The sequence below is a fragment of the Acholeplasma oculi genome (genome assembly GCF_900166985.1).
Lineage (GTDB): Bacteria > Bacillota_I > Bacilli_A > Acholeplasmatales > Acholeplasmataceae > Acholeplasma > Acholeplasma oculi.
Genome location: NZ_FUZK01000002.1, coordinates 182114 through 205023 on the forward strand (window position 1 = coordinate 182114; position 22910 = coordinate 205023).

The window sequence follows — 22910 nt, forward strand, 5'->3', positions numbered from 1 at the left end:
ATCGACTCCAATTTTTTTATAATTTTATTATACATGGATAAGCACATCATAGCCTTAAATATATAAATACGCTCATCTTAAATGATGAGCGTAATCTTTTTTTTGTATTTTTAATACTTTATTTCATTAAGTATAAATAAATTAATTTCAACGTATTTTCAATACCTTTGATATGTGTTCTTTCCATACCGTGAGATGCACTGACTCCACTACCAATTAATGCACCTTTCATATCAACACCAGCTCTTCTTGCAGCACCTACGTCACTTCCGTAAAATGGAAATATATCGACAGTATAATCTAGTTTATTGTCTTTTGCTAAATTGATGAGTCTTGTTGTTAATTCATAATCATAAGGTCCACCAGAATCTTTTGCACATATTGATACTGCATATTCACTACCTGCTAAATCCAGTCCAATACATCCCATATCAAGTGTTACAAATTCACTAATTCTTGAATCTACAATAGATGCACCGTGTCCTACTTCTTCATAGGTTACAAAATAAATTAATGTATCATGTTTGAATTTTAATTGGTGTTCAGATGCATATTTAAGTAACATCAATAAAATAACAACCGATGCTTTATCATCCACAAATCTAGTTTTTAAAAAGCCTGTATCTGTTACAGTATATTTTGTATCATAAGCAACAATATCACCATTTTGAATTCCTAGTTTTAATACATCGTCTTTAGAATGAACTTCTAAATCTAGCCTAACTTCTAATTCATCAATCTCTCTAGATTTTGTATTTGCATCTTTATAGACATGGACAGCTGCAGAAGTCGATAGGATCGTACCCGTATACTTCCTACCATCTCTTGTATAGATCGTGCAATACTCACTATCTAAAGTAGGGGTAATAGGTCCTCCTAAAGTTGTAAGTGCTAATTTACCATTAGGTTTAATGGATCTTACCATTAATCCTAATGTATCACAGTGTGCTGAAGTTGCAACAACCTTAGATGAATCGATTCCTTTAATCGATACCTCTAAGGCACCACTATTTAAAATTCTTGTTGTATAACCATATGAATCCACATAACCTTTAACTAAGCTAATAATGTTTTCTGTATAGCCTGTAGGTGAATCACATTTAAATACTTCTTCCGCAAGTTGTTTAAAATCATTCATATTCAATTTAATCATGACAAGAAACCTCCATTTATCTTACTTAATTATAACAGTTATTCTAATAAAATGGATTCATTTATCAGATAACTATCTAACTATTATAAATCCTTTAAAATCTTTTTAAAAAGCTCTTTGTACGTTCTTCTTTAGGTTGATTAAAGATTTGTTTAGGAGATCCTTCTTCTACAATATAGCCTTGGTCCATAAAAATGATTCGATTGGATACTTCTTTAGCAAACTGCATTTCGTGTGTGACAATAATCATTGTCATACCCTCATGGACTAAATCCTTCATGACTTGTAATACTTCACCGGTTAATTCAGGATCCAGTGCAGAAGTTGGTTCATCAAACAACATAATCGAAGGATTCATACATAAAGCTCTAGCAATTGCTACCCTTTGTTTTTGGCCACCTGATAATGTATCAATACGCTTATATGCAAAATCTTTTAAGCCCACTTTATCTAGGAATTTTAATGCTAAAAGATTGGCATCTTCTTTTGTCATGTTGAGTAATTTGATGGGTGCAAGTGTACAGTTTTCAATGACATTTTTATTGTTAAATAAATTAAAGGATTGGAAAACCATACCTATCTTCATTCTTAAAGCATCTAGATTGGTTGTAGGATCCATTAAGTCATTTTCATTAAATATGATTTGACCACTATCCGGTTCATTTAATAAATTTAAACATCTAAGTAGCGTTGTTTTACCACTACCTGATGAACCAATGATAGTTACAACATCACCTTCATTAATTTTTAGATTAATATCCTTTAAAACATGATGATTGCCAAAGTGTTTGGATAAATTCTTAACTTCTAATATTTTACGCATGTTTCATGTCCTTTCCACGTTGACGATTTTCTAAATGATTTACAGCAATAGAAGTTATTCCAGTTAATACTAAATAAATGATTGCTGTAATGATAAACGGTGTGACAGTATCATAAGTTGCACCTACCACTTGACGGGTTGCATTAAATAAGTCCAGTACACCAATAACACTTAATACTGCTGTATCTTTTAAATTAACAATAAACTCATTTCCTATAGCTGGTAATGCATTTTTAATTGCTTGAGGATAAACAATATAGATTAATGATTTTATTCTTGAAAACCCGAGTGATCTTGCTGCCTCCATTTGACCTTTATCGATTGCATTCATACTACCACGTAGTATTTCAGCAATATATGCGGATGTATTTAATATGACAATGATCAATCCAGCAGATAATGGCGTCCACCAAGTCAGATTCGTTATAAGTTTTACACCATAGTAAAAAATCATTGCTTGAACAATCATTGGTGTTCCTCTAAATAAAACAATATAAACAGTTGCTAAACCATTAGTGATACGTTTAATCATTACTTTGATAAATGAATCTCTTTTTATATCTACTACTTGAGTTCTTGCAGCAACAAATACTAACGATAACATAAACCCACCAAATGTACCTGCAATTGCTAATAATAAGGTAATACCAACACCTTGTACAAATAAAGAAAGATACTTCATTATTAGACCAAAAAGGTTTAAATCTGATTCGTTATTTCTATCGACTGCTTGTAACATCATTTCATTTCTTGTTTCTACACTAATTTGACTCAGTGCACTATTAATTTCATTTAATAAATCCGTATCTGTTTTTCTCATACCAACAGATACTGTAATATCTTCTTCTGCAGATGTAAATCCAAATCCCTCATCAAATTTAACAATTGCTAAAGAAGGATTTGATTTGACTACAGACTCAGCAACTGGAAGTTCAGCAACAAATGCATCCGATACATTGGTTATCACGGATGCCACTAAATTGCTATATGCATCCAGTGGTATTTGATGCACAACATTTTCTATTTGTGGGATTAAATCATCATAGAGTGTTCCTCTTTGAGCAACCACACTCGATCCATTAAAATCAGATAATTTTGTTGCATTCGCATAAATAGATGATTGTTTAACAACCATCACTATCTCAGAACGATAATATTCATCACTAAAATTGATTTGAAGTTGACGTTCACTCGTTGGACTCATTCCAGCGATAATCACATCAATTTCTCCACTATTTAAAGCAGGAATGAGTCCGTCCCATTCGATTGCTTTAATAACAAGATTACGGTTCATAATGTCTGCTAATGCTTTAGACATCTGAACATCATATCCATCCACATGTGAACCTGGTTGATTACTAATTGGATATGAGTAATCACTAATGTTTGTTACTGTCCAGTTAAATGGCGCATAAGCAGCCTCTAAACCTACAACTAGGTCCTCTCTTAAGTCATTATTTGTTTGTTCCGTACAAGCAAATAATGTGATACTCATTATCAATATAATAATTAGTGTTAATATTTTTTTCATGTCATACCACTTTCTATTTTTTTTACAAAAAAAAACGCCAAGAAGAGCGTTTTATTATTATATAGATTATAATAGCTCCTCTACTCTCGTAGGAGTGTTATTGGTATTCTCAATAACCCCATAAATAATTAATGTCTTAATTATTTATTCGGCGACTTATGCCTTTCAAGTGGTTCATTGCCTACCGGCTCCCCACTCTAATCTTCAAAAATCGCACCTCTATTTATATTTAATTGCAACAACATTATAATATAATATGTTTTTTTGTCAACCAAAGTTATTATATTAATGTATATAATGTGAGAAATATCAATCAAAATAATTAGTTTCTGGTTATTTTTAAACTACTTTTATCCTAAGTATATACTATAAATATACTATTTAATGATCCTTAGAAACTGGTATGTAAGTCATGATTAAAAACCCATGTATCTATATATGGTACAATAACTAAAAAGAACCTGATGCACAAGAAATCAACAGTTCAAAAATTAAGGAGACTAAAATGAGTAAGTTCAGTTTATTTGGCAAGTTTACAGTACAAGAAGGCAAACGTGACACTATGGTTGAAATATTGTTAGAGGCAGCTTCATCAATGAAGAATCTCTTAGAATGTGAAATATATCTTGTAAATACTTCTAAAGATGAACCCAATACAGTCTATGTTTATGAAGTATGGAGTAATAAAAATGCACATCAGGAATCTTTAACACTTGAGTCTACTCAAACATTAATAAAACGTGCCAAACCCATCATTACAAGTATGGAAAGAATTAGCACATTAGAAACAATAGGTGGAAAAGGTATTTGAACAGCTTTTTAATTAGTCCAAGATTGTTATAACAGAAGAACCGTCTTTCAAAAAGACGGTTCTTCTTATAGTATCTGCATAAACCTTTAATTTAAATATCTATTCAAATTTAGTTAACAGTATCATTATTTTTGTTTGATGTTTAGAATGATTTCTTCTTGTACGACTTCTTTAAGTAATTCAGCAAGTCCTACTCCATGTTGATCATAATACTTTTTAAAGCGTGGATCATTTACATACATATCTACTAAATTAAAATGTGCTTCACTATCATATTTACCATTCCATGCCATTGTAAGCCATTCTTTGTGGGTAACAAAAGCTTTTTTTCTTAGTTCTTTATGAGATGAATCATTCTTTAATACAATAAGTATTTCTATAAGATTGGATGCTAATTTATTAAATTCATCAAAATCACCCTTAGAAAAGTTCTTAAATGCTTTCTTTGATGCTTCATAAGCATCAATACCCCAGCGATTTATAACTTCATCTTTATAGTTCGTTTCATTTTCAGTAATCATTTGATCCTTTAAACCTTCAAACTTATCATTGTCATTCATTGCGACTTCTCCTTTCATTGATCGGATGGTTGTCTCTACATTATGAATAATAGTCTCTATTTGATTCTTTTTACTATGTAATGAGTTTAAATGATTTTCTAACATTTTCAAACGTTTAGATTCATTGATATCTTTTAACATGATTTCTATGCTTTCTAAATCAAACCCCATTGTTTTAAGGATTAAGATATGCTGCAGCTTATTGACTTCTTTTTCTGTATAAACACGGTAATTAGAATCCTTAATACGTATAGCCTTTAGTAAACCTATTTCATCATAATATCTTAATGTTCTTGAACTAATGCCTGCTAGCTTGGCTAGTTCACTTATTTTATATGCCATTTAACCACCACCAGCTTTATTATAAACCTTTACGCTGCGTCAATGTCAAGATATTTATTTATATTTATTTTACAAATGGTATTTCAGTTTTCTTTGTGTTCATCTTTATAGTTACTTTTTATCTAATAATTTAACAATTATTGTGGCTGCCATTTTAATTATTTTGATGATTCTAAGCCACAAAAGTTTTTATGTTTATCTAATTGTTGCATATCAAGTACTTTTGTAAGCCAAAAATAATGATATTCGCTAGTTCTATCAAAATTATTGATTCTTGATGTTATTGATAGTTCACTGTATTTTTCATTATTCCAATTCCTATGATTCTTATCAATTACTTGATGGTATTTATAAGAAACAAACCATGCAGCCCCCATTTTTGATAATTATCCTTTCTCATCATCAGTCCTTGTTTCTAAAGACTATAGAGGAACTACGACCATTTCTCGCACTGCTTAACGCAGTAGGTTCATTACCAGATCACATTTATAATAATTTCTATGGATTGGCTCAGAGCATACAAAAACAAAAAGAACCAATCCTAAGATCAGTTCTATATTCTTACCAATTAAAGATTATGAAAGACTTGCATATTCAAAGTTATTAAGTTTAAATACAAACAAGCCAAGGAGAAACTTATAAATGTCTGAATTTTATCCAAACTTTAAACTTATGAAAAACTATCATAACAGGTACCTATCAAAAAGAGCATTCATTGAAAGTAGTACTACTTATGGTAGATGGAATGAAACTTTATATCAAGTTAAGTTTTATGAAATCGATTCATTGACTGATTCGTTTACAGTAAATGAAAAAGCACTAGCGATTGCTAATGCTCGTGAATTTGTAAAACGTAAAACTAATTACCGAATGTGTTCATTAACTTAAGACTAGCCATCCATTTTGGGTGGTTTTTCTTTTTACTCAGGTTTACCGAGTAAGGTATAGTGGTTACTCTTTAAAATATACCGTTTACTTAATGATGGCTTCATAAATAGTAAATTATTGAATCGATTAAAACATCGGTATTGCTCCATAATAAAAGGCAGAAACGTTTACGTACCTGCCTAGTATTCCAAATAATTATTTACCTTTGGTCTTTGAATTATTCGGATTCATTTGGTTTGCTCTATTGTCAACTCTAGCTTGATGTGAAGAATTGTTTGGGTTATGTTGATTGGAATGATTGTTCGCTGAACTCCTATAAGCAGAGTTGTTTGGATTCATAGAATTTGAACGAGCATTATTTGCACTATTTCCGCCCTTAGCCATTTTTTTCTCCTTTCTATTATTATTCAGTATTACCTATATTTTATATTAAATCACTTGAAGATTGTAGGAACAATTGTTCATAAAATATAAAAGCATTGCACTAATTGAGCAATGCTTCTATCGTTGTATCAAATCTACTAGCTATCTTAATTAATGTAGTAACCATTGGAATACTAGAGCGTTTACCTAACCAATAACCAATGGTTCGAATATCAATTTCTAATTCATCAGCGAGTTGCTGTTGGGTTAGAGAATATACTCCCATTAATTTAAGCAAATTATGTTTGAATCTTTTATCTGTCGTCATATCTACACCTCCAACCTCAGTTATAGGTGTTTATGATTACAAAATGATTATAACATTAATCTTACTTTCCTTCCATCAATTCTATAAATTTTTTAATGTAAGATATCTCATCACTCGTAATAATTTGTGTTGTGAAACTTTTTGCATATAGTTTTAATTCATTTGTTAAGTGACTGTTATATCCCAATTGTTCAATGTTTTCAACTAGTGCATCATAATTTTTAAGACGATATTGTCCAATGTGGTTGTATGTTATCAAAGATCTTCTAATATTTTTAAGTTCGGAAAATCCTACAATGTTATGTATTCGATCCAAAGTTAAGGCGTTAACATAAATAGCATCTCTAAGAGAAAGTTGTTTGATTTTATATTTGAATACATCATCAAGGCTATAATTCCCTTGATTTTTATAACTTGCCGAATTGTTTTCAGTAATACTTAAATCATATATATTTGTTGGACGAATATTAGGGGGTTCAAATTTATATTTATTTACTTCGGCATCTTTTGGGTTATATAATCTGAAAAATGGGTTAATTAATACGATTATTCTATTTTTTGAAATTGAATGAAAATAAAAATTCTCATGAAACAAGTTGTTTTCTATAAACATTTTTGCATAGATATGTTTATTGGGGTGATTGTTTTCTAACTTTTCAAGTAAATAACCACGTTTCATCGCATCTTTATACATATAATCAGGTGTTGACTTTTCATGTTCAGATGTCATACCTTGATCCATAACGATAAATTCTTCTCCGCATTCTGAACTATCCCAAATACCCATATATCCAGAATTATATCCTTCTGCAAAACATACAGCAATTGCAGTTGCAGTTTTAACAGTTTTTAGATTTGTTAAGTTATCACACTCAATAATGCACTTCAATGTAGCTAGCCAATAATCTCTATCATTCAAGTTTGATATTTCCATTATTTCGTTAAAATGAATGGGTGGTTCTTTTGCTATTAGGCGATATTTATTTATCATATCTTTGGTGAATCCAGATAATCCTATATTAGTTCTAAACATTTGAAGCAATAAAAATTTACGTAATAAAATAAGTTCCTTGCGAGTAATTTCAATATGCTTTGAGTCTACAAGTATTTTGTTTCTTAGAACAATAGCAACATCATTTTCAATAACCCTATTAAACATATTTTCAATATCCTCTGAATATAAATCATTTTCTTGAAATACATTTCTGAGATTCTTATTAAATATAAGTTCTTTTGTTTTAAGATTGAAAATTGAAATTTTTTCATTAAAATTTCTTAAAATAAATCTTGGAACATAATGATGATTAGCCACTTTTTTACCTCATTTCTGAATGGATACCATTTCTTGTACTTTATGTTCTTTGTAGTTATTGTATCATTTATCGATTCATCAGTCTATATTGGACAGGCAAATAACCACCAAAAGTAAGTTTGATTCTTTCATGATTATCCCAGTAGATATATTCATCAATAGTTCTAATCAAGACAGCTAATGATTTAACTATTTATATTTGATTTACATAATTTCCAAATCATCTTAACTTTATGTCTACTTTTTCGTTGACTTCCATATATCCTAGTTTACATTAAGTACAGGTTTTTGGTATCAGTTCACAAAAAAGATATCCTCAATATTAAACTTCAAAGGTGCTGGGCTCATGCTAGACGTAAATTTACATATATCTTAAAATCTATACCCAAGGACCAAATTAAAGATACCACTTCCTTTAAAATTGTTGAACTCATCTGTCAATTATTTAAGTTTGAAGCGCTTTATAAAGAAACGGATGTACCAGTATCTGATATTTTAAACCGTAGATTTATTGACCAAACCCCAATCATAAATGCTTTAAAGCTTTATATTATTGATACATTCTTAAGTCTTATTTCTTTAATTGAATCTGCAATCAAATATGTACGTAGTATTTGGAGTGATCTCTTAGAATATTTTAATCACCTTTATTTAGAAATATCTAATAATATTGCAGAACATGCGATAAAACCTTTTGTCATCAACAGAAAAGTATTTATGAAGGCAGGTTCTTATGTAGGTGCCAGATACACCACAACTATCTTTTCTGTTATAAGAACAGCGCTTATTAATCATTTGGATATTCAAAAGTATTTGATGTATTTACTGGACAATTTAGGTGAAATTGACTTAATTGACTTGTTACCCTATTCTGATAAACTACCTAAAGAGATATTATCTAAGCTTTAAATCCGCCTAACTCCACCACTGGCGGATATCGACCCTTAAGTAATAATCACATGAATGTAGGTGATTTTTTGTTTTTTGGACTATAGGTGCTTATATTTACGCTTACACTTTAGTGGTTATTAATTTCATTCAATTGATTTGGAATATAGGAAAACTCCCTATCTGCACGAAAAAAAGCCTGATACATAGGGCGATTAGTGAATCGCTTTTGTATCAAACCATTTAGTGTTATGTGTGGTAAAGAGCTTACAGGGATACTTTTTAGCACCCCTGTATGATTTTTAGCACCTTTTTAATTACTATTACACTTTTTCTACTATCTTTTGAATCGCACAATATGTTCAGATTACTACATCATTCAATATCTTGCTGATCAGTCTGCTTATTCCGATATAACCTTCATTATCGACTATATATGTACTCTGGTCTGATAGTACACCGATAGCATTACTAACTGCAACCCTATTTAAAGCGTATTTAAACAATCCTAGATCATTTGGTGCATCACCTACAACGATGACCTCTTTGTCCTTTAACTCATAATAATCTCTAATAAAATTGTAGGCCTTCTCTTTTCCTGCATCCGAACTCACAATTTCCATAAAACCCTGCTTATTTATGTAGTATTTAAATATCTCAATGTATTTATCATTAATATATTTAGCAACCTTTTCCGACATACTTAAGGAGTATATGTCAATCTTATATATTCTCTCATTATTTTTCAATACGTGTTGAATTAAATCTTCTAAATTATCAAATAACAATATGTCTTTTGGTTTTTTCCATTTATATTCTGAGATATCAATAGATTTTTCTATTAGCGTTTTATCCTTAGTTACAAGTGAGTATTCAATCTTGTTTTTTAATAAAAAGTTCCCCAAATCCTTAACTAAATCAAGGTTTAAAGGTGCATCGAATATAATCTTTTCACTTATGCTAGATATAATCATTGATCCATAACAACACGTTATTAGTATTTCTTGAAGTGAATTTAGATCTGATTTTTGAATTTTTCTTTTTATTGATTGCCATTCTCTACCTGTAGCTATTGAAAATAACCCACCATGCTGTTGGAACATTCTAATTGCTTCGACGTTTTGAGTACTTACTTTATCACCACTGTGTACCAGTGTTTCACCATAATCCGATATGATTAATTTATACTTCATTGCTTTATACTAAACTCTTCATAGGGATGATCTGAACTAAAACCAATAATATCTCCATAAATATTTATCAAATTTTCTATTGTTAATACTTCCCTAGCTTTGCCGTTGATAACCAATTTTTGTTCATCTAGCATCAATATATTGGCATCTAAATATAGTGCGTGATTTGGATTATGAGTTGTAAAAATAATGGTCTTATTTTCGTTCTTTATATCTTTCAATAATCTCAAGACTTTATTTTGATTAATAAAATCTAGTGCACTTAATGGTTCATCTAATACAATAACATTAGATCCTTGAATAAATGCTTTACAGATCATTACAATTTGTTTTTCACCACCACTAATTTTATCCATGCTCTTATTCATTAAATGGGGTATTTCAAACTTTTCAACAAATTGTTGAACTAATTTTTCATGCGATTTATTTGGTGATTGAAACATAGATAAGGTGTTTGTTACACCAAAAAGTAAATAATCTTTTACTGAAAAATCAAATTGATTAAATACATCTTGACTAACATAAGCAATCTCTTTTGATCGTTCCAATATAGAATATTCATTGACACACTTATTGTTTAAGAATATTGTACCTTCTTGCGGTTTTTCAAAATACATCAATAATTTTAATAAAGTTGATTTACCACTACCATTTTTCCCAAGTAAAATGGTAGTGGAATTTGATTCTACTTCAAAATTAATGTCTTTTAAGACTTCTCTGGAATTTGAATATTGAAAAGTTACGTTTTCAAATTTAATCACGCTCATTAATAATACCTCGCTTTGTATAAAGTATTATTAGAAACAAAGGTGTGCCCAAAAACCCCGTTACAACACTTAGTGGAATTTCAGTACTCGTAAAACTTCTTGAAATCACATCTACTATAATCATGAAACAAGCACCAATTACAATTGTTAGTGGTATGGTTCTCTTTGTATTTCTACCTACCAAAATTCTTGAAATATGAGGAATAACTAAACCGATCCATCCAATAACACCTGCAATAGCAACCGTTCCGGCAGTTAATAGCGTAGCACAGATAATTACTACCAACCTTAAAGCCTTATAGTTAATCCCTACACTTGTTGCTTCTTCTTGACCAAGTGCTAGTATATTTATTTTCCATCTTAGTAAGAATAGCGTAATAACGCCAAATAATACTATAGGCAATAGTATGAGTACACTATCATATGTAACTGAGGAAAAAGATCCTAGTAACCAAAATGTTATCTCTGAAAGTTGTCTATCTGATGATGCCAGATACTTAAAAAGTCCTGTGGCAGAGCTCATAAAGCCACCGATAATTACACCAGCCAACAATAAGTACACAGAGGATGAACTCTTAAATATTTTTGTTACTATGAGTGTTAAAAACATCGTAATTAATCCTAATGTAAATGAAAATAAACTAATAACTAATCCTGTATATCCTAAAACAATAGCAAATGCTGCACCTACACTAGCCCCAGAGGAGACACCTAATAAATCTGGAGAGACCAGCTTATTGTTAAAAATCTCTTGATATACTAAGCCCGAAATAGAAAGTGCGATACCTGTTAAAAGTGCGACAATTGTTCTTGGAATTCTTAAATTAATAATAATGTTTTTATCTATAACAGGTACACTATCATTTCCTGTAATAATCTTTAAAAAATTACTAACAGATACACTGTATCTTCCAATCATTACAGCTGATAAAAAGAGTACAAGCAACAACATAAAACTAACAATGAAGTAAATATGTGTCTTATTTTTAACTGTCATTTTAACCAACTGTTACTAACGATTGTCCTATTGGGCTTAATCCGTCTAATAAATATTCAATTTGTTGATCTGTCAGTGTTATATCGAACCAATACTCGAAAGTTTCTTTAGTAATTGCTGCTATATCATAATCAAATAGTTCAGGATAAATTTTATTTGCAAGGTCATAGATAAATATAGGTGACTCTACTGAGTTTTGTTCAAACGGTGCAAATCCAACAGGAATGTTATAAACTCTCCCATCGACAACAGCATCTAATTTATTCCATGTATCATTATTGATTAAGGTATTATATAAATACTTTTGATATATACCACCGATTAAAATAATGTCTGGATTTGTATCTAATACTTCTTCTTCAGAGGGACGATTACTTGTAAAATTATCTGAGACAAATTTAACATTTAATTTTCTTAAAAGAGATGCCACAAAAGAGTTTGGCATATCTGTATATGCAAGATGAGATCCTCTTCCGTTTAACTTATCACCATAGATATAATATAAACTAGGTTGATTAGACTGTGCTTCTAATACACTTGCTATGTCATCCATGGCAGTATTCATTCTATTTTGCCATTCATCAATTTTATCTGATGCTTCTGGAAATATTTGTCTTAATATTTCTGAAAATGTAAACAGATAGTCATCAAATGTACCTGATGCAAACTGTCTTATATTTAGAACTGTTAACCCACTATTCCTTAGAGATTCAACTGTTGTTGGGTCAGGAAGTAATATTAAATCTACACCCCTTGAAAAATATGATTCAGCACTTTCATCATACTCATATTTATAAAAATTCACTGAGTCCGGATAAATTAAAGTTGCCCATTCATTATCTGTTACTGTTTTGTATACTCCATCAATCTTGTCTCCAAGACCAAAGGCAATCATTAAATCTGCTGTTGATGGTGAAACAGCAGCAACTTTTTCTACATTTTTAGGAACAACAACTTCTATTCCAGCCATGTCTGTGATTGTAATACCATCTTTGTTGTCATCAGTACAGGCAGTAAGCAATACCGGCAGTGTAATAAATGCAATAAAAATAAATATTTTTTTAAAAACCATAAAAGTATCCCCTCTTCTTAATATTTTAATTATCTTGATGAACTTTATTCCTTTTATAAAATTATAGCATTATTAACTAATATTCACAACATGCGCTTCACTATTGGTTTTTTATTTTTATCACAGTATAACTATTTTTAGCTTTTAATCTCTTTTCCATTTTTCAATTTGAATGATATCGTTTCATCTCTATAAACAGTGCCGCTCTCAACCATCATTGTAAAGAATGAATCTTTACATACTGCCACATGACCTGACATCTTAAGAGTGTATGTTCCTGTTGGGTGAAGCAGAGTGAAATCCGAACCTTTGATTCTTGGTTGACCTTTGATTGCCTTGAATATCAATCTTGGCTTGCCTTCGAAATACTCGTATAAGAACTCGGTGTCTTTGTAACTTGTGAAATTCTATTCACGCTTCTTTTGATTCAGTTCTCGTCTGCACTCCATGTAATCTTTGTTAAATGCGGTGCTGATTGCTCTAACCACACAGTCGGTTGTTTTGATTCCTTTTGGATGGGCATTAAATTCTTGAAACATTACTTTGTCCATCCTGTGTTCAACCATTTGACCATTTATATTAGACTCCCTGAAGATAAATACATATCATATTTACGAACTGCTTGACTGTATGAGAGTTCATTTTCAATGATGTTTAAAACGACCTTTAATTTGAGTTCTCCGTTCTATAGTCTATTTGTTTTCTTTTTATCTTTCATGTGATCCCTCCTGCATACACTTATATTGTATCAAAGTACAGGTTTTTGGTATCAGTTCAGTTCTGATTAAGCATTCTTTTGCAAAATCAACAGTATTTTCATCTACTTCTAATACACACATGATAAAAAAGATGCTTTCCAGCATCTTATTATAGGTATTTAAAATAGTTGGTGTAAAAAAACACCTTTCAATTAGGTGGTGGTAGTACACCATCTTTTTTAAAGGCCTATTTGGATTTTACACCAACTATTTTAAAGGGCCTAAATTTCTACTAGAATTTTATATCATTTTTTGTTTGTACTATGGTGTTATACTACAACACATAAATTCAATTATTTTTTTTGAGTACTTTATTTAGTCGAAACTCTATATACTTACTTAGATTCTCATCTTCACAATAAATATAACAACCTTTTTGTCCTCTAGTCATTAATGTTCTATACGTATTTCTTATTATCTTATCCGCTAAAACAAAGTTATTATTTTTCTTTATGCCCTTTAAACTTTGATCCGTTTTTGCTCTTTTAGTATAATCCGTAATCACTTTATTATCACGATATACTAAATCTTTTCCAATAATTACACCTACATAATCAAACTCTAATCCTTGGGAGGTGTGGATACAACCTACCTGATCGAAGGAATCTTTATCTATAGCCCACGTTTGAGTATTACTAAAATTCCATTTTGCTTTAAAATCATCTTTTAATTCAATATCAAACACATCTATATCGTTATTACTTTTACTTACCCAATCAAATGTATATCCAGAGACTATTCTTGATTTGTTATTAATTTCATTAAGTTTTTTAAGGTCTTCTTTCATTTCAGTAGGGCTTGTATACAATTTAATATCATAGTCCCCGTCGAATCCATCATAGTTTGCTGTATCTCTGATTTGTAAAAGGTCATCTAGAAAAGCTAAATAACCATCACTACCATTACATCTAAATTGTGAAGTTAAATTATAATCTTCACCATAAAAAATCATACTTCCTAATTCTTTAGCTTGTTTTTTAATTTCATTAATTGATCCAAAATCTTTTGTTGTAACAATTTGATCTTCATCAATAAAAAATACACTTACTTTAGAAGCATTAATTATCTCTTTAATTTGGTTTTCACCCATATTAGCAAATAGCCCAGATTTTTCATTTAATCTATGTGCCTCATCTACAATCAAAAGATCATATTCATTTTTTGATGAGTTAAAGTAAGAGCCTGAACCTTTAAAGAGATTCTTAATATAATTCAAACTATACTTATCTTTTCTTAATATATCAAAATATACACTCCTAGGCGCTGAATTCTTGGTTACATAGTTCACAATTTTATGTCTAAATTCAGCAAGTAGATTGATAGCTACAACACTTTTACCTGTACCAGGTCCACCTTCAACCAAAATTGTGTATTTTTCTTCATTTATAATAGCTTTTTCTACAAGTGTTTTTACAGTAGAAAAAACCACTTTTTGCTCATCTATCATATAGAATTCATCATTACCTGAAAGCATTGATGAAATTGCATCTTGTAGGGCTTTTGAAGGTCTAATTTTACCATGATCAATTTCATAAAGTAACTTTCCTTGATCACTTTTTTTAACATTTGATGAAATGAATTCTCTTAATTTTATCGTATCCTTTTTTAAGAAAATTGGAGCTTTTTTTATAATAGGCGTGTATAAATCATTTTCTAACTCGCTTCTATACTCTTCTTTGTAGTTATGTAAATAAGCTGAAGGTTTAATTTCTATGTTGTTGTCACCAATATATGAATTAAAATTACTTATCGTTTTAGCATAAGAGTATGCTTGGTATGAAGGGTGTGTAACTGCTCTATTGGACCCACCTAAATATGTAGTTACTATATCTTCTCTACTTGTTCTTTCAGCTTTCTCCCATTGTTTTAATTCTATAATTAATACAATAGGGTTTTCAGTATATGTATATCCACTAATCAAAAAGTCCACTCTTTTAGAAGTGTTAGGAATATTATATTCTATGGCTATATTCAAATCTTGATTTATACTTGGGCTATATAAAACATTTTTCATATAAAATAATGAATTTTCCCAAGATCGTATTTCATTAATACTATTATAAAAACCTTTTTGGTTTAGTTCATTATGTACTTTTTCAGCAATTATTCCTTGATCTACATCATGATTAAATCCGGATATTGTATTAGAATATACTATCAATTTTATGATCCCCCTTATAAAAATGAAAAGCAACACTAACTTATTATAGCATTTTGTAATTTATTTATATAAATTTTGAAGGAAATTTCAACTTCTTAAGTGCAAACTTAATACCTATTTTATTTCATCTTGCAGATTTTTAATCCTTCATGTCTTATTTATGTATAAATTGGCCGTGTTAATTAAATAATACTTATTTTAATAAAATCTTAAAATAGAATATCAATTGATGACCTAACTTATTAAATGAATCCATACTCTACCTGGGTAGGAAACAATACCTATTAATGTTATCAAAATACTATCAGAATAAATTCAAATAGTTGATTTTGGTTTTTATTTGCAATTTTATCATTTATTTCATAAGATTTATATGAGTCGTAAAGATAAGTTGATTGCCCTAGCTACTGTCACATTTATAGGGGGGGAATAAATAAAAAAAACAGATGGCTGTAGCGAATAAGCTCATTTAACTCACACCCACACTCCGAGAAGTGATAGTAAGCACCATCTGTATATTATCTGTTTCTATTGTATCCAAACTCAACACTCTTTAAAACTTCTTTCCGATACCATTCTCTCTGAAGTATAAATTCATCACTAATCTCTTGATTATAGTTTTCAAGAATCGAATATTGAAAACACTTTTTGACATAATCAAAACCCATTGATGGATTTGCCATTATTGTCACCCTTCTTATTAGCCCTATCAATAATATCTTCTATTAGTCTGTCGCTAAAAGCAATTGCATCTTTTTCAATTTCTTGATTAAGATAATGATCATGTCCCGGTCTTTTATAGTCTTCAAAATCTTTATGCCATATTTCAACAACCTTGGGGTCATGATAAATAATTTCAGGATAATCTATACAAGCTCTTTGATATGCGTGTCGTGTTTCGTGAAAACTACACTTCAAAATATCGAGCTCGTTAGCGGTTTCTAGCCAGTCAGTACTAATTACAATGTAATAACCATCAGATAGAAATGAAGCATTTGTTTGATTACATTTAAAGAATTTTTGCGGTTTAAAGTGTACTTCAATTTCTGATAATCCTAGTATTTTCGATGCATAATCAACACCGAACCTTGCTAATTTTTCTTTCATCTATTCACCAAATCTATTGTATTTTCTATTGCCGTTCATTGTGCTTTTTATCGTGTGATTGGCATAATCCTATTTTGTCCTACAAAAGGTATATAAAGGGGATATGGTGTCCTACAAAGGGCATATTAACGTTGCCATTCACACCTATTATCAAACTAAGATTTTTTTAATATAGCAATTTTACTATAAATAATCTTCTGCATCAAATATGCTATACGTTGTTTTGGCTTGAACGAGTAAATCATCATAAGTAAATAATTCGATTTTGTCGCTTTGAAGTTGCTTAAAATCAGAAGTTTTAAGTTTCGCTTTTTCAGATTTACCACAGATAAATATTGCACGATAAGTGTACAAGTCAGTATTCAACCCTTCAACTTTATTGATTTCATCACTTAAATACACACGATATTTATTTAATTGTTCACGAATTTCATTCACATTTGGACATGAATATGCAGTTTTCTTTGACCGTTTTATCTCAACTATAATTGGAAATCTATCTTGTGCTGTCTCCACAACTAAATCAGTGTATATTGTCGTTTCACTGTTATCTATACCTAGATATTTCCATTTGTCTTGTGAAGAGACTTTTGTTCCTTTAATTTCCCATGATGGATTTATCAACCAAGGATTACTAGCTAAGTGCATTTCAAACACTTTCTCTACTTCTTCGTTAGCGATGTGTTTCTCTAGTTCACGTATGATATTTAAACGATTCATTACATTTGATCTTATTCTTAAAGCATGATTCAATTCAGCAACATTGAACAATTTCGCAAACAATTCCAAAATTTCTTGTTCAGAAATACCCAAATCTATGGCAGCATTATTCAAGGCTTTATCGTTGATTATTTGCATTATTGCTGGAGTTAAAACTTTAATATCATCTTCATCTTTTTCAGAAGGCTTATCAAATACTTTTTGAGCTAATCTTTTAAAAGCAGATTTTTCTTTATCATTATAGTTGTCATAAGCATTTTTATAAATTGGATTGGTCATCATTCTTGATAAATAGTCTTGTTTGCTTATATCTCGACTTGATCTCATTGTATTCCACTTATCAAGAATTTCGTTTCTAATTTTCGATAGATTTTCTTTAAGTATTTTCACTCCTTCAAGCTCATGGTTCAATCCTTCTCTACTACTTAGTACAGGATCATCTTTAGTATCGATAGATATTAGGTCAATTTCTCCAACTAAATATGCGTTAGGAATTCTTCCATCAACATGGTGTTTGAAAATGTTTTCATCAGCAATTTTACCATTAATATATACTGAGACTCCTGCAACGGTGGTCTCATCTTCAGTTTTTAAGTCTGTGGGTTTTTCTACAGTACCCATCCAACCACTTGCATGTTTTTTAAAATAATCGTTGCTCTTATCTACTATATTCTCATCTTTGATTGATGGAAACATAGCTTTTATATCAGTTTTTGATTTATTAAAATAATAAACATACTCTACTTTGGAGTAAAAAAAATGTTCTCTAAGTTTAATCTCAGTTATTTCACCATAGTTGAAGAAAAGTTTAAAATCATATTGCCCATCAAAGTAGCTTGATGAGAATCTTTTTGCGAGTAAATCTTGAAGTGATTTTTGAGTATTTTTGTTAATGTGTCTTTTCAAATTGGGTAATATAATAATCGTACCGCTTGTTTTTGGTACATCCAATGGCGGAATGGTTTGAAATAAACACAAAGAAGGATCATCAATTAACTCAACATCCGCCTCATACTCAACTCTATCAGAATACAAAATATCATAAGCCAGAGTAATTTTTTTCCATTGTTTATCAAACTCGCTTTTAGTTATAATTGTATATTCATCTGTTAAACTAAAAGCAGAAAATTTACCAATACCTTTTTTCCCCATAAAAGGTCTTAACTTCATATCTTTCGGTCTTCGCACATTTTCATTTTTTTCAAATCCAGATTTTGCATATCTTTCTGTTAATTCTTCATCTGTCATCCCTATTCCATCATCCATCAGATACATGGTGTTATCATTAATTAATATTTGACACTTTTTTGCATATGCATCCCATGAATTAGCTATAAGTTCAGATATTGCTGGAGGATTTGATGTATATAGATTTTTACCAAAATGTTTCACTGCTCCTAGAGCAATTTGAAATTTAACTTTATCCATCATACTACCTCCAATGATCGAATATGTCGCAAAACACTCAATCCGATTACTTCTCCCAGTTTTACTGGAACCGCATTTCCAATTTGTCTAGCAATATCACCTATAACATAATCGCTGTTTTGAACAAATTGATAATCTCTTGGAAAGGATTGAAGTATAGCTCCTTCTCTAAGGGATAAGGCTCTATCTTGCTCAGGATGCCCATATCTTCCAGTACCATATCTATTAAATTGAGTTGTTAGTGTTGGACTAACATCATCCCATGTCATTCTTCCATATACTGAGGTAAAAGATTGTCCACTTTTCTTCTTATAACACTCTAAGAGTAAATCTTCTGGCCAGTCTTTCCAAGTACCACCAGGTACAGAATTTTGGATTCTTCTAAGATTAATACTACTTAGTGAAGAAGCTTTGTGTAATGGGTCTATCTCACATGATTCGCCAGCTTTAATCGGTGGGAGATTAGATATGGCATCTCGCAAGGTAATCTTATTATCCTTGCGTTTTGGTTCAAGTAATTCTATACTCCCAAATATTGACGCCAAAAATAAGAGTCTTTTTCTTCGCTGTGGGACGCCATATTCTGATGAATCTACAACCTTATAGTCGACTTTATAGCCTAACGCTATTATTTGATTCTTAAAATCTAAAAAGACTTGTTCTTTTTCTAGTTCTGGAACATTTTCCATTGATATAATGTGCGGATTTGTTGATTTAATATGGTTTAAAAACGAATAAAGTAGACCCCATTTTGAGTCGATATTTTTGTCTATATTGTTTTTCTGCAGTTTAGAAAAAGGTTGACATGGAGCACATCCCATCAGCAATCGAACAGATTCATTCGTATATAACTTTAATAAATCAGAACTATTATATTCAGCAATATCCGAAAGAATAAATTTGGCATTATTGTTTGTTTCGTACGCATATTTACACGTCGGATCTATATCGATTCCAGCCAATACATTAATACCCGTTTTCTCAATACCGTGGGTTAATCCACCAACTCCACAGAATAAGTCAACTGCTTCAATTTTATTAAAATCAATAACCTTTGCCATAGTTATCCTTCTTTCTATCAATCTAGTTTGTAATACTTTTTAAGGCTTCTTCAAATTGCTGAAGTGTATTATTCTCGTTATAAAAAGGTAATCCCCAGATTTTGTATCTACTATTATCTAAAAAAACATAGTGTTCTATATTTTTGCTGTATATTTCTCTAAGAAAATTTTCTTTCCATTCATCTTGCAGTAATAAATGATCTCCTTTTGGTTCAACGAATATTTGGTAGAAAACCATACCACTATTAGTGTTCTCACCAAGTACTAAAAGATAATCTGGCTCAAATCTTTCACCTGTATTAAAAGAATATATTGCAAGTTGTTGCTCATTTCTTATTAAGAATACTTTTTCGTATTTTTTATGGAAGTCATTAATAATATTACTCATATACTTAACAAAACTCTTCTCTTCACTTGTTCCAAAATTATCATTAAAAACAAACCAATCAGACTTTGATAAATCAAGTCGATATTTATCCGGAACAGACATATGATTTTGTGAAAAGCCTTCACCGCCATTAGGAACATTTGGTAATTCCTTGTATATAGTTGTGTCCTTAATAATTTTTTGCAAAGGTTCTGCATGGAATTCTAAAGACCCCTCATACTGAATTTCAATCTTTGAAATAAAATCTGAAACATGCTCTAGTAACTTGGTAATTCCTAAATATAAATCTTTACTTGTAAGTTCATATCCTAATGGGAAGTTAAATTTTACTTTCATTAATCCCAAATAGTTCTTGTTAAGTAAAAATTCTCTAGTTGATTTGACATTTGGGAATTTGCTTGTTAAGTAGCTAAATCTAAGGAGGGGAAACTGTCTAATACCTTTAAAAAGTATATTTTCATCAATTTCATTCACAAGATATGTTTTCGAAGTAGACTGTATGGTTTTTATTGATTCATTACCAAAAAGGTTAATCCAACCACTCGCATGATGATTAACATTATACTCAATTGGTAAAAATCTTAATTTATTTGGTAATTCACGTATTGCTTCTCGTGATTTTTCAATTCTCTTGTTAGAGAAAACAAAACCCCTTCTATAGTAATTATCATTTTTAAAAGATTCCTTAAGTTTTAAATCAATTTTCGTGGGTTCTGTTGGTGCAATTAATCCAATTTCCTTTAATGCTGTTCTAATTTCATTAATATATTTACTATCTGTCATACAATGATATATGAGTAATTCACAAACTCTCAATGGATTATCTATCTTGTTGTCAAATTTTCTCTTTTCTTTAACTTGCCATTCTTCTGTTTTAAACGGAAAATAACGTGCGCCTCTTCCAATCAGTTGAGCTTCACTTATCGTATATTTGGATACCTTCTCACTTTTTCCATGAGCACCTTGTCGTTCATTATATAATCTGACAATATCAAATAAGTTCAATACGTCCCATCCTTCATTTAGCATGTCAACGACAAATATGAGTCTGTATGGATTGTTTACATCTTCTAAAGAATTTAAAAGAATAGCATCATCTTTTGAAATCTTATTTTTTGCTGAATTAAGTGTTATGCAGTGCTCTTCAGAAAAATCTAGTTTTATTTCATTGACTAAGGTGGTTAAAGAGATTTTTTTCAAAGCAAAATATTCGAATGCTTGTCTTATGATATCAACATCTGTATTTGAGTCTCGAACCAGTTCTAAACTCGAAACTGATATCTCATTTGTTATAAATTTGATATATTCTTCGTAGAATTGAATACTTTCCTTTATGCTTTTTGATTTTAGCATTACAACAGGTTTTATATTATGTTTATTTTCTTGAAATAACTTGTATCTATATTGACTAATAATTAACGCTATCAGGGTTCTTGTGATTAAATCATCAGTAGATGGGAGCGACATTATATCTTTAGAATACTTGTCTTCTCTAAATTTAGAAAGTGGATAATCAAATACCACAACATCTTTGTACTTACTCTCAACAAAAGGATTTCTTAAATCACAGGTTGCAGTAAACTCTAATAGCACATTATCCTTGTTGGCTCTAAAGGCTTTCATTACGGTAAATTCCCAAGATCTATCTTCCTCATCCTCAAATAGAAACTGACCATTTTTGGTGCTGGCATTTAAATGGTGAGATTCATCAGCAATTAAAACCACTTTGTTATCTTCAAAGTCATTAATTGAAAGTGAATTTTCTTGTGGTAATAAAGACAATGAATTCTGAAGACCGGCATTTGATGTAAAACAAATGTTTATTGAATCAGGATGTGAATGTTGAAAATTATCTACTTTTTTAATATTGACGATAATACCATTTATTTCCAATGGTGAATTAAATAAATATTTGTTTGATAATGTATTTGTAAGATTTTCAATTGTTTTATCTATAATATTAATATTTCTAACGAAAAACAGAAAGTTACGATATCCTTTCTCGAAGTAATAAAGAATCAGGGAAGCCATAATGACTGTTTTACCGGATCCTGTTGCCATATGAAACAACGCCCATTTTTGCTTATTTTTTGAAAGTCCGCTTTCTGCAAATGTCAAGTAGTTAATCAAGGCCTGTTTTTGATAATCTCGTAATTTAATATTACTAGAAATACCATTTAATATGTAATTTGGTACTGTTTTTGCTTCACCTAGTACTTCAATTGCTGAATTAATTTTTTCAAATAAATATTGACTCAT

21 protein-coding genes and 1 riboswitch are annotated in these 22910 nt (G+C 30.3%); of the genes, 3 read left to right on the plus strand and 18 right to left on the minus strand.

Translation table 11 applies throughout. The features are described 5' to 3' along the window. Positions 1-118: 118 nt before the first annotated feature. The 3 genes from B5X49_RS04960 to B5X49_RS04970 form a co-directional block, all read right to left on the minus strand. Positions 119-1153 (minus strand): M42 family metallopeptidase, encoded by a 1035-nt coding sequence (locus tag B5X49_RS04960; protein ID WP_079560708.1) that lies wholly within the window; start codon positions 1151-1153, stop codon positions 119-121. A 94-nt stretch (positions 1154-1247) separates the two neighbouring features. After that, positions 1248-1976, minus strand: coding sequence for an amino acid ABC transporter ATP-binding protein (locus tag B5X49_RS04965; protein WP_045748830.1), 729 nt, complete (start codon positions 1974-1976; stop codon positions 1248-1250). Further along, positions 1969-3507 carry a transporter substrate-binding domain-containing protein gene (locus tag B5X49_RS04970; RefSeq protein ID WP_045748829.1) on the minus strand — a complete coding sequence of 513 codons (1539 nt, stop codon included), beginning with the start codon at positions 3505-3507 and terminating at the stop codon, positions 1969-1971. Before B5X49_RS04970 ends, B5X49_RS04965 begins: the two co-directional genes overlap by 8 nt. A gap of 64 nt (positions 3508-3571) precedes the next feature. Beyond that, positions 3572-3737: riboswitch (Lysine riboswitch) on the minus strand. A 275-nt stretch (positions 3738-4012) separates the two neighbouring features. On the opposite strand from B5X49_RS04970, the gene B5X49_RS04975 reads away from it, so the two are divergent. After that, complete coding sequence (locus B5X49_RS04975; RefSeq protein WP_045748828.1) at positions 4013-4318, plus strand: putative quinol monooxygenase; 306 nt, start codon at positions 4013-4015, stop codon at positions 4316-4318. A 125-nt stretch (positions 4319-4443) separates the two neighbouring features. On the opposite strand, the gene B5X49_RS04980 is transcribed toward B5X49_RS04975, so the two are convergent. Both B5X49_RS04980 and B5X49_RS04985 read right to left on the minus strand, forming a co-directional pair. After that, positions 4444-5220, minus strand: coding sequence for a MerR family transcriptional regulator (locus B5X49_RS04980; protein ID WP_045748827.1), 777 nt, complete (start codon positions 5218-5220; stop codon positions 4444-4446). Between the two features lie 158 nt (positions 5221-5378). Continuing rightward, on the minus strand, positions 5379-5597 hold the full coding sequence (locus B5X49_RS04985; protein ID WP_045748826.1) for a hypothetical protein: 219 nt from the start codon (positions 5595-5597) through the stop codon (positions 5379-5381). Between the two features lie 265 nt (positions 5598-5862). Between B5X49_RS04985 and B5X49_RS04990 the strand changes: the two genes are divergently transcribed. After that, positions 5863-6108, plus strand: coding sequence for a hypothetical protein (locus tag B5X49_RS04990; protein ID WP_045748825.1), 246 nt, complete (start codon positions 5863-5865; stop codon positions 6106-6108). A gap of 195 nt (positions 6109-6303) precedes the next feature. Here B5X49_RS04990 and B5X49_RS04995 read toward each other — a convergent pair whose 3' ends face one another. The 4 genes from B5X49_RS04995 to B5X49_RS07840 all read right to left on the minus strand — a co-directional run bounded on the left by B5X49_RS04995 (position 6304) and on the right by B5X49_RS07840 (position 8304). Then, on the minus strand, positions 6304-6492 hold the full coding sequence (locus B5X49_RS04995) for a hypothetical protein (protein WP_045748824.1): 189 nt from the start codon (positions 6490-6492) through the stop codon (positions 6304-6306). 100 nt (positions 6493-6592) lie between these two features. Next, positions 6593-6799 carry a helix-turn-helix transcriptional regulator gene (locus B5X49_RS05000; protein ID WP_045748823.1) on the minus strand — a complete coding sequence of 69 codons (207 nt, stop codon included), beginning with the start codon at positions 6797-6799 and terminating at the stop codon, positions 6593-6595. A 61-nt stretch (positions 6800-6860) separates the two neighbouring features. Then, entirely contained in the window at positions 6861-8111 is a 1251-nt protein-coding gene (locus tag B5X49_RS05005; protein ID WP_045748822.1) for a DUF4238 domain-containing protein, read from the minus strand. Between the two features lie 67 nt (positions 8112-8178). After that, a complete protein-coding gene (locus B5X49_RS07840) occupies positions 8179-8304 on the minus strand; it encodes an IS3 family transposase (RefSeq protein WP_079560709.1) in 126 nt (41 codons plus the stop codon). A 95-nt stretch (positions 8305-8399) separates the two neighbouring features. Between B5X49_RS07840 and B5X49_RS05015 the strand changes: the two genes are divergently transcribed. Next, positions 8400-9020, plus strand: coding sequence for an IS66 family transposase (locus B5X49_RS05015; RefSeq protein ID WP_045748821.1), 621 nt, complete (start codon positions 8400-8402; stop codon positions 9018-9020). Between the two features lie 341 nt (positions 9021-9361). On the opposite strand, the gene B5X49_RS05020 is transcribed toward B5X49_RS05015, so the two are convergent. From B5X49_RS05020 to B5X49_RS05065, 9 genes are all read right to left on the minus strand, one after another. Continuing rightward, entirely contained in the window at positions 9362-10192 is an 831-nt protein-coding gene (locus tag B5X49_RS05020; RefSeq protein WP_045748820.1) for an HAD-IIB family hydrolase, read from the minus strand. Beyond that, on the minus strand, positions 10189-10959 hold the full coding sequence (locus B5X49_RS05025) for an ABC transporter ATP-binding protein (RefSeq protein ID WP_045748819.1): 771 nt from the start codon (positions 10957-10959) through the stop codon (positions 10189-10191). The genes B5X49_RS05020 and B5X49_RS05025 overlap by 4 nt, the downstream gene beginning before the upstream one ends. Then, positions 10946-11905 (minus strand): FecCD family ABC transporter permease, encoded by a 960-nt coding sequence (locus B5X49_RS05030; protein WP_159444492.1) that lies wholly within the window; start codon positions 11903-11905, stop codon positions 10946-10948. Before B5X49_RS05030 ends, B5X49_RS05025 begins: the two co-directional genes overlap by 14 nt. Before the next feature lie 52 nt (positions 11906-11957). Next, positions 11958-13028 carry an ABC transporter substrate-binding protein gene (locus B5X49_RS05035; protein ID WP_045748817.1) on the minus strand — a complete coding sequence of 357 codons (1071 nt, stop codon included), beginning with the start codon at positions 13026-13028 and terminating at the stop codon, positions 11958-11960. A gap of 1047 nt (positions 13029-14075) precedes the next feature. Continuing rightward, on the minus strand, positions 14076-15947 hold the full coding sequence (locus tag B5X49_RS05045; protein ID WP_045748815.1) for a DUF2075 domain-containing protein: 1872 nt from the start codon (positions 15945-15947) through the stop codon (positions 14076-14078). A 657-nt stretch (positions 15948-16604) separates the two neighbouring features. Further along, a complete protein-coding gene (locus tag B5X49_RS05050) occupies positions 16605-17054 on the minus strand; it encodes a hypothetical protein (RefSeq protein WP_045748814.1) in 450 nt (149 codons plus the stop codon). Between the two features lie 183 nt (positions 17055-17237). Next, on the minus strand, positions 17238-19202 hold the full coding sequence (locus B5X49_RS05055; RefSeq protein ID WP_052669877.1) for a Shedu anti-phage system protein SduA domain-containing protein: 1965 nt from the start codon (positions 19200-19202) through the stop codon (positions 17238-17240). Beyond that, positions 19202-20263 (minus strand): DNA cytosine methyltransferase, encoded by a 1062-nt coding sequence (locus tag B5X49_RS05060; RefSeq protein ID WP_045748812.1) that lies wholly within the window; start codon positions 20261-20263, stop codon positions 19202-19204. The genes B5X49_RS05055 and B5X49_RS05060 overlap by 1 nt, the downstream gene beginning before the upstream one ends. Before the next feature lie 22 nt (positions 20264-20285). Then, positions 20286-22910, minus strand: a complete 2625-nt coding sequence (locus tag B5X49_RS05065) for a DEAD/DEAH box helicase family protein (RefSeq protein WP_045748811.1) — start codon at positions 22908-22910, stop codon at positions 20286-20288.

Excerpts from the sequence above, each read along its gene's own strand:
- B5X49_RS04960 (WP_079560708.1), bottom strand. The coding sequence starts at position 1,153 with ATGATTAAATTGAATATGAATGATTTTAAACAACTTGCGGAAGAAGTA.
- B5X49_RS04965 (WP_045748830.1), bottom strand. The coding sequence starts at position 1,976 with ATGCGTAAAATATTAGAAGTTAAGAATTTATCCAAACACTTTGGCAAT.
- B5X49_RS04970 (WP_045748829.1), bottom strand. The coding sequence starts at position 3,507 with ATGAAAAAAATATTAACACTAATTATTATATTGATAATGAGTATCACA.
- B5X49_RS04975 (WP_045748828.1), top strand. The coding sequence starts at position 4,013 with ATGAGTAAGTTCAGTTTATTTGGCAAGTTTACAGTACAAGAAGGCAAA.
- B5X49_RS04980 (WP_045748827.1), bottom strand. The coding sequence starts at position 5,220 with ATGGCATATAAAATAAGTGAACTAGCCAAGCTAGCAGGCATTAGTTCA.
- B5X49_RS04985 (WP_045748826.1), bottom strand. The coding sequence starts at position 5,597 with ATGGGGGCTGCATGGTTTGTTTCTTATAAATACCATCAAGTAATTGAT.
- B5X49_RS04990 (WP_045748825.1), top strand. The coding sequence starts at position 5,863 with ATGTCTGAATTTTATCCAAACTTTAAACTTATGAAAAACTATCATAAC.
- B5X49_RS04995 (WP_045748824.1), bottom strand. The coding sequence starts at position 6,492 with ATGGCTAAGGGCGGAAATAGTGCAAATAATGCTCGTTCAAATTCTATG.
- B5X49_RS05000 (WP_045748823.1), bottom strand. The coding sequence starts at position 6,799 with ATGACGACAGATAAAAGATTCAAACATAATTTGCTTAAATTAATGGGA.
- B5X49_RS05020 (WP_045748820.1), bottom strand. The coding sequence starts at position 10,192 with ATGAAGTATAAATTAATCATATCGGATTATGGTGAAACACTGGTACAC.
- B5X49_RS05025 (WP_045748819.1), bottom strand. The coding sequence starts at position 10,959 with ATGAGCGTGATTAAATTTGAAAACGTAACTTTTCAATATTCAAATTCC.
- B5X49_RS05035 (WP_045748817.1), bottom strand. The coding sequence starts at position 13,028 with ATGGTTTTTAAAAAAATATTTATTTTTATTGCATTTATTACACTGCCG.
- B5X49_RS05050 (WP_045748814.1), bottom strand. The coding sequence starts at position 17,054 with ATGAAAGAAAAATTAGCAAGGTTCGGTGTTGATTATGCATCGAAAATA.
- B5X49_RS05055 (WP_052669877.1), bottom strand. The coding sequence starts at position 19,202 with ATGGATAAAGTTAAATTTCAAATTGCTCTAGGAGCAGTGAAACATTTT.
- B5X49_RS05060 (WP_045748812.1), bottom strand. The coding sequence starts at position 20,263 with ATGGCAAAGGTTATTGATTTTAATAAAATTGAAGCAGTTGACTTATTC.
- B5X49_RS05065 (WP_045748811.1), bottom strand. The coding sequence starts at position 22,910 with ATGAGTCAATATTTATTTGAAAAAATTAATTCAGCAATTGAAGTACTA.